Source organism: Longimicrobiales bacterium (assembly GCA_035764935.1).
GTDB lineage: Bacteria > Gemmatimonadota > Gemmatimonadetes > Longimicrobiales > RSA9 > DASTYK01.
Genome location: DASTYK010000046.1, coordinates 1 through 10739, shown reverse-complemented (window position 1 = coordinate 10739; position 10739 = coordinate 1). Strand labels below are relative to the sequence as shown.

The 10739-nt window shown below is 66.5% G+C and carries 9 protein-coding genes; 3 read left to right on the top strand and 6 right to left on the bottom strand.

Annotated features, from left to right (window positions below; all coding sequences use genetic code 11):
• Positions 1-341 precede the first annotated feature (341 nt).
• The 5 genes from VFU06_03555 to VFU06_03535 all read right to left on the bottom strand — a co-directional run bounded on the left by VFU06_03555 (position 342) and on the right by VFU06_03535 (position 6171).
• On the bottom strand, positions 342-1604 hold the full coding sequence (locus VFU06_03555) for a type II secretion system F family protein (protein HEU5208465.1): 1263 nt from the start codon (positions 1602-1604) through the stop codon (positions 342-344).
• Positions 1605-1678: 74 nt separating this feature from the next.
• Entirely contained in the window at positions 1679-2809 is a 1131-nt protein-coding gene (locus VFU06_03550; protein ID HEU5208464.1) for a type IV pilus twitching motility protein PilT, read from the bottom strand.
• Entirely contained in the window at positions 2809-4530 is a 1722-nt protein-coding gene (pilB, locus tag VFU06_03545; protein HEU5208463.1) for a type IV-A pilus assembly ATPase PilB, read from the bottom strand. The genes VFU06_03550 and pilB overlap by 1 nt, the downstream gene beginning before the upstream one ends.
• A gap of 310 nt (positions 4531-4840) precedes the next feature.
• A complete protein-coding gene (locus VFU06_03540) occupies positions 4841-5629 on the bottom strand; it encodes a helix-hairpin-helix domain-containing protein (protein HEU5208462.1) in 789 nt (262 codons plus the stop codon).
• A gap of 92 nt (positions 5630-5721) precedes the next feature.
• A complete protein-coding gene (locus tag VFU06_03535) occupies positions 5722-6171 on the bottom strand; it encodes a helix-turn-helix domain-containing protein (protein ID HEU5208461.1) in 450 nt (149 codons plus the stop codon).
• A gap of 144 nt (positions 6172-6315) precedes the next feature.
• On the opposite strand from VFU06_03535, the gene VFU06_03530 reads away from it, so the two are divergent.
• On the top strand, positions 6316-6771 hold the full coding sequence (locus VFU06_03530) for an SRPBCC domain-containing protein (GenBank protein HEU5208460.1): 456 nt from the start codon (positions 6316-6318) through the stop codon (positions 6769-6771).
• A 137-nt stretch (positions 6772-6908) separates the two neighbouring features.
• Here VFU06_03530 and VFU06_03525 read toward each other — a convergent pair whose 3' ends face one another.
• On the bottom strand, positions 6909-7982 hold the full coding sequence (locus VFU06_03525; protein HEU5208459.1) for a M28 family peptidase: 1074 nt from the start codon (positions 7980-7982) through the stop codon (positions 6909-6911).
• Positions 7983-8186: 204 nt separating this feature from the next.
• Between VFU06_03525 and VFU06_03520 the strand changes: the two genes are divergently transcribed.
• Both VFU06_03520 and VFU06_03515 read left to right on the top strand, forming a co-directional pair.
• Positions 8187-9686 carry an LptF/LptG family permease gene (locus tag VFU06_03520; GenBank protein HEU5208458.1) on the top strand — a complete coding sequence of 500 codons (1500 nt, stop codon included), beginning with the start codon at positions 8187-8189 and terminating at the stop codon, positions 9684-9686.
• Positions 9686-10739 (top strand): LptF/LptG family permease (locus VFU06_03515; protein ID HEU5208457.1); only part of this gene is annotated, 1054 nt, incomplete at its 3' end. The genes VFU06_03520 and VFU06_03515, both read left to right, overlap by 1 nt.

Sequence of the window (10739 nt, the reverse complement as noted above, 5' to 3'; positions counted from 1 at the left end):
CGGCGGCGCCAACCGACTTGCCTTGAAGGTCAAATCCGGGACTGGGCGGGATCGTGTGACTCAGACTGACCATCGCGCTACCCGGGAGAGCAGTCACCGGTTCATCTTCATAGCTACGGTTGCAATGCGACGTTACGGCCGGTTCCCATGTTTGTTGCCGGCAATCGCAAAACGACCTGATTGCCTGCTGGTGTGACACCCCGCAACGAACCGGGGGGCAGGCATCGAAATAGACGCCACTCCCAGCTCGGCAATTTCGGCGCGCGTCTACCTGTCGCCAGGGCAATTACGCCAACGCACGATAGAACTTGTCACGATCTACGATCCAACACGGAATGATTCTATGAATCGTAGTGGCGATCTGCAGGTGCCGATTCTCCACTTTCTACCGGCGGTCCCGCCTCACCCCCCACCGCATTGATCATATCGAAGATCGGCAGGTACATCGCCACGATCATACCACCGACGACGGTACCCAGGAACACGATCATCAGCGGCTCCATCGCGGCCAGCAGCGCCTCGACCGCCGCATCGACTTCCTCGTCGTAGAAGTCGGCGATCTTGGTCAGCATCTCGTCGAGGCCGCCGGTCTGCTCACCGACGTTGATCATGCTCACCACCATGGGCGGAAAGACCCCGGACTTCTTGAGCGGCTCGCTGATCGTCTCACCGCCGGCGATGGACGCGCGCGACTCCATGATTGCGTCGTGCACCACGCGGTTGCCCGCGGTGCGGGCGGTGATCTCAAGGCCGTCCAGGATCGACACGCCGGAGGCGACCAGCGTCCCGAGCGTGCGCGTGAAGCGCGCGATCGCGGTCTTGCGCTGCAGCGGCCCGAAGATCGGCATGTTCAGCAGCAGCCGGTCGAGCACGAGCTGCCCGTTGTCCGTCTTGTAGTAGCGCTGCAGAAGCACGACGAACATGACGATGCCGAGCAGGAACGCCCACCAGCGCGCCTGCAGCAATTCCGACAGGAAGATCACGAACTGGGTCGGACCCGGCAGCGCGATGCCCGCACCCTCGAACATCTCCTGGAACGTCGGGATGACGAAGATGAGCAGGATCGCGACGGCGCCGATCGCGACGGTCATGATGACCGCCGGGTACACCATCGCGCCCTTGATCTTGCGCTTGAGGGCGTCGGCCTTTTCGAGGAAGGTCGCGAGGCGCAGCAGGATGGTGTCGAGAATACCGCCGGCCTCACCGGCCGCGACCATGTTGACGTACAGGTCGGTGAAGACCTTCTCGTGGCCGCGCATGGCGTCGGCGAGGGTCTGGCCGGACTCGACGTCGTAGAGCACGTCCTCGACGACCTTGCGCATCGCCTTGTTCTCGGACTGCTTCGCGAGAATGTCGAGCGACTGCACGAGCGGCAGACCCGAGTTGATCATGGTCGCGAACTGACGCGTGAAGATCACGACGTCGCGCGTGCCGATGCCGCTGCCGAACGTGATGTTGAGCCCGGCGGCTTTCTCCTCGACCTTGACCGGGATCAGCTTCTGCCGGCGAAGATGACCGACGACGTCGTCACGACTCGGCAGCTCGATCTCGCCCGCCGTGATGTCGCCGTTCAGACCTCGTGCAGTGTACGCGAATGTCGGCATGTCCTGGCTCCGTGCATGTCCAATGAAATGCGGGCCCGGGCCCACGGCCCGGGGCCCCGGCCCGCCTCACCCTGTTACGGCTGCGTCCCCATGCCTTCCGGCATCTTCTCGCCCGACATGCGCAGGAACTCGTTCGGATCGCTCGAATGCTGCAGGCAGTCCTCGAGCGTGACCTCGCCCTGGATGTAGAGCTGGTAGAGCGCGTCGTTCATCGTCTGCATGCCGAACTTCTTGCCGGCCTGCATGATCGAGTAGATCTGGTGGACCTTGTCGTCGCGGATGCAGGCGCGGACCGCGGGCGTGCACACCATGATCTCGCACGCGGCGACGCGCCCGCCCGACTTCTTCGGCAGCAGCGTCTGCGTGACCACGCCCTCGAGCACGAATGCGAGCTGGGCGCGCACCTGCGACTGCTGGTTCGACGGGAACACGTCGATGATGCGGTTGATCGTCTCGGCCGCGGAGTTGGTGTGCAGCGTCGCGAACGCGAGGTGACCGGTCTCCGCGATGGTCAGTGCGGCGCCGATCGTCTCCAGGTCGCGCATCTCGCCGATCAGCACGACGTCCGGGTCCTGGCGCAGCGCGTACTTCAGTGCGGCACTGAAGCTCTTCGTGTCGGCGCCGACCTCGCGCTGGTTCACGATGCAGCCCTGGTGCTTGTGCACGAACTCGATCGGGTCCTCGACCGTCAGGATGTGACCCCGCTCCTCGCGATTGATCTTGTCGATCATCGCGGCCAGCGTCGTCGACTTGCCGGAGCCGGTCGGGCCGGTGACCAGCACCAGGCCGCGCGGCTTCTCGGCCAGGCGCGTGATGGTGTTGGGCAGGCCGAGCTGGTCGGCGGTCTTGATCTGGAACGGGATCTGGCGGATCACCATCGTCACGCAGCCGCGCTGCTTGAAGACGTTGCCGCGGAAGCGTGACAGGTTCTGGATGCCGAACGAGAAGTCGAGCTCGTCCTCCTGCTCGAAGCGCTTCTTCTGCGCCTCCGTCAGGATGGAGTACGCGATCGAGAGCGTCTCCTTGGGCGAGAGCTCGCCGTCCGACGTCGCATTCGTGATCTGGCCGTCGATGCGGAACTTCGGTCGCTCACCCGCCGTGATGTGCAGGTCGCTCGCGCCGCGCCGGATCATCTCGTCCAGCAGGTTGCGCAGGTTGACCGCCTGGCGGGGTGCCGCCGCCGTCGGCGGCGCCGTGGTGCTCATTATGCTGCCGTCTCCTTGATGACTTCCTCGAGCGTGGTCACACCACGCGAAACCTTCTTCATGCCGTCCATGCGCAGCGTCAGCATGCCTTCCTTCAGACCCTGCTGGCGCAGCTCGTCCGACGATGCACCGTGCATGATCAGCTTGCGCAGCTCGGGCGACATCGCCATCACCTCGTAGAGGCCGGCGCGTCCCTTGTAGCCACTGCCGGCGCACTTGTCGCAGCCCTTGCCGCGATAGAACGTCAGCTTGCGCTCCTCGCCGTGCACGCCCGCTGCATCGAGGAAGTCGTCGCTGTAGGTCGCCTCTTCCTTGCAGCCGCTGCAGATCCGGCGCACGAGCCGCTGCGCGGTCACGCAGTTGAGCGCGGCCGCGACGTTGAACGGCTCCAGCCCCATGTCGATCAGACGCGTGATCGTCGAGGGCGCGTCGTTGGTGTGCAGCGTCGAGAGCACGAGGTGACCGGTGAGCGCGGCCTTGATCGCGATGCCGCCGGTCTCGATGTCACGGATCTCACCGACCATGATGATGTTCGGGTCCTGGCGCAGGAACGCCTTCAGCGCCGCGGCGAACGTCATCCCGATCTCGTTGCGGACCAGGACCTGGTTGATGCCGTAGATGTTGTACTCGACCGGGTCCTCCGCCGTCATGATGTTCACCTCTTCGGTGTTGATCTTGGACAGGGCGGAGTACAGCGTCGTCGTCTTACCGGAACCCGTCGGGCCGGTGACCAGCACCATGCCGTAGGGGTTCATGATCGCGGCCATGAAGTCCTTCTCGGCCTTCGGCTCCAGGCCGAACTTCTCGAGGTCGAGCGTCAGGTTGCTCTTGTCGAGAATACGCAGCACGATCTTCTCGCCGAAGATGACCGGCAGTGTCGACACACGGAAGTCGATCACCTTGTTCTTCATCTTCAGCTTGATGCGGCCGTCCTGCGGCACGCGTCGCTCCGCGATGTTGAGCGACGCCATGATCTTGATACGCGACGTCAGCGCCGCCTTGAGCTTCATCGGCGGCTTCATGATCTCCATGAGCGCACCGTCGATGCGGTAGCGCACGCGGATCTCCTTCTCGAACGGCTCGACGTGGATGTCCGACGCGCCGCGCAGCACGGCGTCCGTCAGGATGCCGTTGATCAGCTTGACGACCGGCGCGTCGTCGACCTGCGCCTGGAGCGCCGCGGCCGAGAGCTCGTCCTCCTGCTCCTCGACCAGCTCGACGTCCCCGTCACCCTCGATCTGGTCGAGGATCTGCGCGAGCGCGCTCTCGTCCTCCTTGACGCCGTAGTAGGTCTCGAGATGCTTGCGCAGCGTGTACTCGCCCACGATCACCGGCTCGATGTCGTGGCGAGTGATGAACTTCAGGTTGTCGATCGCGCCGGCGTCCGTCGGGTTCGCCATTGCGACCGTCAGCATCCGCCCGACCCGGCGCAGCGGCAGCACCAGGTAGCGCAGGGCCAGGTCGCCCGGAACCATCTTGACGATCTTCGGATCCACCTGGACCCGGTCCAGGTCCACGGCCGGGACGCGATACTGCTTGGCGAGCGCGCGCGTCAGCTCGCTCTCCTGCACGAAGCCGAGCTTGATCAACGCGTACCCGATCCGGTGACCATTCTGACGCGCGTCCTGGAGCGCCGCCGAAAGCTGCTCGGCGGTGATCAGGCCTTCACGTACCAGAAGTTCACCGATCCGGTCGGTTGCTGCTGTCGTCGCAGTCGCCATAGGTATCCGGGGTCCCGTCCGCACACTCATCGTGGTCGCCTCGGCGGACGTGTCGGGGAGGGAAAAAAGTTACCGATGTAGTCTGCACGGGTCAAGCAGAAATGTGTAGTGACAACAGGTTACGAAATGTTCATGGAGGGCGACGCCGGGCCGTGGGGGCCGTCTGGGCCGTCGGGGCCGGCGCGGCCGGCAGCGCGACGCCCGGCCCGTCCCGCAGTTCGCCCCGACGGCCCTGACGGCCCCGCCGGCCCGAACACCCCGTCCCGCAGTTCGCCCCGACGGCCCTCACGGCCCCGCCGGCCCCAACCCCTCAGAACCGCACCAGCGGCCCGATTCGCTCGATCAGCGCGGGACCGATGCCGCTCACGGCATCCAGGTCTTCCAGTGTCCGAAACGGGCCGTGCTCCTGGCGATGGGCGAGGATGCGGGCCGCCAGTGCGGGTCCGACGCCCGGCAGCCGCTGCAGCTCCTCGGCAGTCGCCTCGTTCACCGGGATCAGCTGCGCGGCGGGACCGCCGGCACTGGTCGGCGTGCGCCGAACGACGACCGGTGGCGCAGTGGACGCGCTGGAGCGCCTGCCGCCGGTCACGACGGTTGGCCGTCGCTGCGTGCTCGTTGAGCGCGTTGTCGTGCCCTGTCCGGTCCTCTTCTTCGCAGGCTCCTGGAGGGCGCCGCGACCCGGCGGCGGCGTCATTCGACCGGGGTCGTCCCACGTGCCGAAGCTGCCGTTGTCGGCGATCGCCTCAAGGACGGACGTTTTCAGTCCCGGCAGGGCGCGTACGTCGTCGAGCTCCAGTGCGCCGAGCCGCTCGCGCTCCGCCACGATTGCCGCGGCCGCCGCGGGGCCGACCTTCGGGATCGCCGCGATCTCTGCCTCGGTCGCCACGTTCACGTTCACCCAGCCGAGCGATGCCCCGGCCTCCGCCGCATTCGCACGACTCATCAGCGCCATGCTGCCCGCCTGCAGCTCCGCAATGCTGACCTGGTTGCCTTCGATCACGACCGGGCCGGGCCGGCCGGCGAATCGCGCGATCGCCGAGATCAGGATCATGCCCCCGATGAACGCGAGGGCCTGGGACTCCTCTCTGGTCAGTTTCATCGTGCGCCTCCGCTCGGGTGCGCGCGATGATGGGGGCGGCGGATGGGCAGGAGGATGGCTGGATGGGACGACCCGGGGCGACCTGACTCGCCCTACTCGACGTAGTACTTCACGATCCCCTCTCCGCTGCGCACCCGCTCCCGGACTTCCTCGAACGTGGCGCGATTGTCTGACCGGATCGACTCGATCAGCCGCGGGATCCGGCGCGCCTCGGAGTCGGCATCGTACTTCGCGCTCCAGAGCACCATCTCGAGAATCACCGGGATCACGTCCAGCCCCTTGTCCGTCAGAGAGTAAATGTCCCTGCGACCGTCGCTTTCATCCGGGTCGCGTCGCAGGATGCCGACACTGACCAGGTGCTCCAGCCGGGAGGCCAGGATGTTCGTCGCCCAGCCTTCCTCCGCCCGCAGGAACTCGCCGTACGTCCGCTTTCCGCGGAACACGATGTCGCGCAGGATCAGCAGGGCCCACGGGTCGCCGAACGCTTCCAGGCCGTAGTTGACCGGGCAGTGTGATCTCGGCCCGCCCTTCCGCTTTCTCATTGCACTCTCCTGGTCAGCTGCCCCTCAACTCTACCCATGTCACTTGCGTTTTGCAAGTGATATTTCTACTGTTGCGCAGGGCCGGTAACGGTCCGGGCAGCCGGTGGTGGCTGTGCATCAACATTCAAGGTGGGGAGGCTGCAAATGGTCGACATCATTCATCGGATCGGAATCGATTCCCCTGTGGAGCCCGTGCGGCAGGCCCTGTCGTCGATCGACGGGCTGGCGGGGTGGTGGACGGAGGACGTCAGCGGCGACAGCGCGGTTGGCGGGCGCATCGAGTTCGTGTTCCGCGACCACGATGCGGTCAAAGGTCGGATGGTAATGGAGGTGCAGCAGCCGGACGGCGATGCGCAGGTGAGGTGGCGCTGCGTGGAAGGCCCGCCGGAGTGGGTGGGCACGGACATCACGTACCGGCTGACGCAGGAGGACGGCACGACGATCGTGCTGTTCGGCCACCGCAACTGGCGCGAAGCCGTGGAGTTCACCTCGCACTGCAGCATGAAGTGGGCGACGTTCCTGCTCAGCCTCCGAGCGTATGTCGAAACCGGTACGGGCCGCCCCTCGCCGCGAGATCTGAAGATCGACAACTGGAACTAGGGAGTGGCGAGGCCGGCGCCGGGCGCTGGCCTCGCATCACGCCGCGAGGCGTCCCAGCGCTGATCGCTGCGCAGTGCTCGCAGGAGTGCAGTCAACCTGGTTACGCCACGAACCGCCAATCACGTCGGTTCGCTGCCCTACCCTCCCCGGTAGATCAACGCCGCGATGACGTCACCCACCGCGCCCAGCCCGCGCGACGACGTGTTCTCCACGACGTCGTTCTGCGAGTGCCAGTACGCGTTGTTGGGGCCGTAATCCATGTCGATGATGTCGATCGTGCGGATGCCACCCTGGTTGAGCGGCACGTGGTCGTCCATGACGGACATGCCGCTGCTGCGCACGAAGATGTTGCCGTAGCCGATTCCCTCTGCCATGCGCCACACGCGCTGCACGACCTCGGGCGCGTACTGCAGCGAGTAGCCCTCCATCTCGAAGCGAGGGTTCGTATCGCCGACGAGGTCGACGAGGATGCCGTACAGCGGTGCATAGCCGGCCGGCTGGTTGGCCGCGAAGTATTTCGCGCCGAGATACATGTTGTCGTAGTCGCCGGGCTCCGTGGCGAAGTCCTCGCCGTCCGTCAGCAGGATGTCGACGCCGATCGGCGGTGGCTGCGCCGCGAACATGTCCGCGAGTGCGAGCAGCACGGCGACGCCCGAGGCGCCGTCGTTCGCGCCGGCGACCGGCAGCTGCTGGCGGGCCTCGTCGTCCTCCTGGTCCGACACGGGCCGCGTATCCCAGTGTGCGGCGAGGAGGATACGGGTGGGGTTCTCGGGAGCGAAGCGGGCGAAGACGTTGTGCAGCCGGAGCGGCTCCGCACCCTCGATCGGCTGGTCGAAGCTCTGCACGATGACCGAGTCAGCGCGCTCGCGCAGGTACTCGACCATCCACTGCAGCTGCTCCGCATGACCGGGCGTGCCCGGGACGCGTGGTCCGAACTCTACCTGCCGGCGAAGCAGCGCGTGGGCGCTGTCGGCGTCGAATGCGGGCACGTCAGCCGCAGCGATCTGGCCGCTGCCCTCGTTGCCGTTGGCGCATGCGCCGGTCACGAGCAGCAGGATGAGCACGGCCACGGCGCACAGCGCGTGCGCTGCGCGGCGGCGAAAGGGCTCGCCCGCCGCACCCGTCGCAACGGGTTCCGCGCGCCCCGGACGGCGGGGCATCGCGCCGCGGTGGCGGCGCAGGGACGTCGTATTCCAGGGGGTCTCGATCATGCGCACGAAGCTAGGGTCGATTGCGGGGCCGGGCCATAGCGGCGCGCGCCACCGGGTTGGCCGCCGAACGGCGTCGAACGATGCATGCCGGCCCGTGTACCACGGAAGCGCGGTCGTCTTGTATGACACGGAGGCCGCGGGTAGTGTTTCGCGTTTGCCGGTGCTGGCCCGATCCGGGGCCTCCCGGACCGCCGCCGGGACGATATGCGAATTCTCACACGATACATGCTGCGGGCGCACCTGGGCCCGTTCCTGTTCGCGCTCAGCGTCCTGACCAGCATCGTCTTCATCAACACGATTGCGCGGCGGATCGAGGACCTGGCCGGCAAGGGGCTGGGCACGTGGGTGATCATCGAGGTCGGTCTGCTGTCGCTGCCGCACGTGATCGCGCTCACGCTGCCGATGGCCGTGCTGGTCGCCGTGCTCTACGCGTTCAGCCAGATGGCGGCGGACAACGAGATCACGGCGCTCAAGGCGAGCGGTGTGAACCTGGTCCGCCTGATGGTGCCGGTGCTCGCCGGCGCGGTCCTGCTCTTCGGCGGCATGGTGTACTTCAACGACAGCATCCTGCCCGAGACCAACCACCGCCTCAAGAACCTGCTGGCCGACATCGCGCGCAAGAGCCCGACGCTGGAGCTGCGGGAGCAGGTGATCAACGAGATCCGCAGTGAGAACTACCGCTCACGCTACTACCTGCAGGCCGCGCACATCGATCCGGGCACGAACCGGATGCGCGACGTCGTCATCTATGACCTGAGTGTGCCCGCCGAGCCGCGCACGGTGTACGCCGATTCGGGACGCATCACGTTCAGCGAGGACCAGACCAACCTGCTGATGATCCTGTACGACGGCTGGATCAACCAGGTCGACGAGAAGAACCGCGAGAACTTCCAGCGCGTGTACTTCCGGGAGCAGCTGATGCAGCTCGCCGGTGTGAACACGCTCCTCGAGCGCGAGCAGTCGAGCGAGTACCGCAGTGACCGTGAGATGTCGCTCGCGCAGTTGCAGGCGACGATCGACACCGCACGTACGGAGATGGATTCACTGCGCGCGGAGGCCGCGAGTCTCGGTCGCGCTGCGGTCGCGATGGCGCTTGGCGGGCCCTCCGGGCAGGCGCCGGGCAGCGAAGACCGCTTCCCGCCGCCGAGCGCGGCGTACACCGTGAACGTGAACGACTACCCCGAGCGCTACAGTGCCGATATCCGCACGCACGAGCCGGAGGGCGGCACTACGAGCGACTACGTCGCCGAGCGCTCCGCGAGCGAACTTGCTGCGTTCCAGAACCGCGCGCGCACACTCCAGCGTCGCATCAACGAATACAGTGTCGAATGGCACAAGAAGTGGGCGATCCCCTTCGCGTGCATCGTGTTCGTGCTGATCGGCGCGCCACTCGCCGTGCGCTTCCCGCGCGGCGGCGCAGGGATGGTGATCCTGTTCTCCGTGATCGTGTTCGGCATCTACTACATCTCGCTGATCGGCGGTGAGTCGCTCGGCGATGCGGGCACGATCGCGCCGTTCGTCGGCCCGTGGCTGCCGAACATCGCCTTTCTCGGCCTCGCGCTGTGGGGGCTGTCGCGCATCGGCCGTGAAACGTCCACCACGCGCGGCGGTGGCTTCGACGACTTCGTGCAGACGACGAAGTCCTTCCTCACGAAGCCGTTCCGTCGCCGGCGCGCGGCGCCGGCGGGAGCGGGCGCCGATTGATGCGGACGCTCGATCGCTACATCGCACGCGAGTTCCTGCGACTCTTCATCCTGTTCGTCCTCGCCGCGCCGATGCTGTTCATCATCGGCGACTGGACGGACAATGTCGGTCGCTACTCGGAGCGCGGCCTCACGATGAGCGACCTGCTGCTCGGCTACCTCTACCAGATGCCGCTGTTCATCTCGTGGTCGATGCCGATCGCGGCACTGATCGCGACGGTGTTCACGGTCAGCAACATGGCGCGTCACTCGGAGCTCGCGGCCGCCAAGGCGGGCGGCGTCAGCTTCTTCCGACTGCTGCTGCCGCTACCGCTCCTGGGCGTGGCCTTCACCGCCCTCGGCCTCGTGCTCACCGAGGTCGTGCCGGTCACGACGCGCATGAAGGCGGAGGTCATGCGGGAGAAGCCGAAGTCGCAGCCGACCCGCTCGTCGTTCGTGTATCGCGGGCCCGACGGGACGGTGTACCAGGTGCGCCGGCTCGACCCGGAGACCAACGCCATAACGGGGCTGGTCATGGAGCAGGAGGGCGACCCGCCGGCACGTCCGCACGTGCATCTGACCGCGGAGCGCGCGCGCTTTTCCGCCGACAGCGGCTGGACGATCAGCAGCGGATTCCTGCGACGGTACGCGGGGCCGGAGTCCGAATCGACCTGGCGCTTCCGCACCGCGCGCGTGCGCGGCTTCGACGACGAGCCGGAGAAGCTGCTCGCGATCCCGCGCGAGCCCGAGGAGATGCGCTACGCGGAGCTGGGCGAATTCATCGAGGCGCAGCGTCGCTCCGGCGGCAACCCCCTCGAGCTGATGGTCGAACAGGCACAGAAGATCGCGATTCCCTGTGCGACGCTGATCATCGTTCTCTTCGGCATGCCTCTAGCCAATGCCGCGGCACGAGGCAGCGCGGCATACGGCATCGGCATCGCGCTCGGCATCACGATCTTCTACATGCTGTTCTTTCGGGTCGCGGGCGCGGCGGGCGCGAGCGGAGCGATGGATCCTGCGCTCGCCGCATGGCTGCCGAACCTGGTGTTCCTGGTGGCGGCGGGCTTTCTGTGGA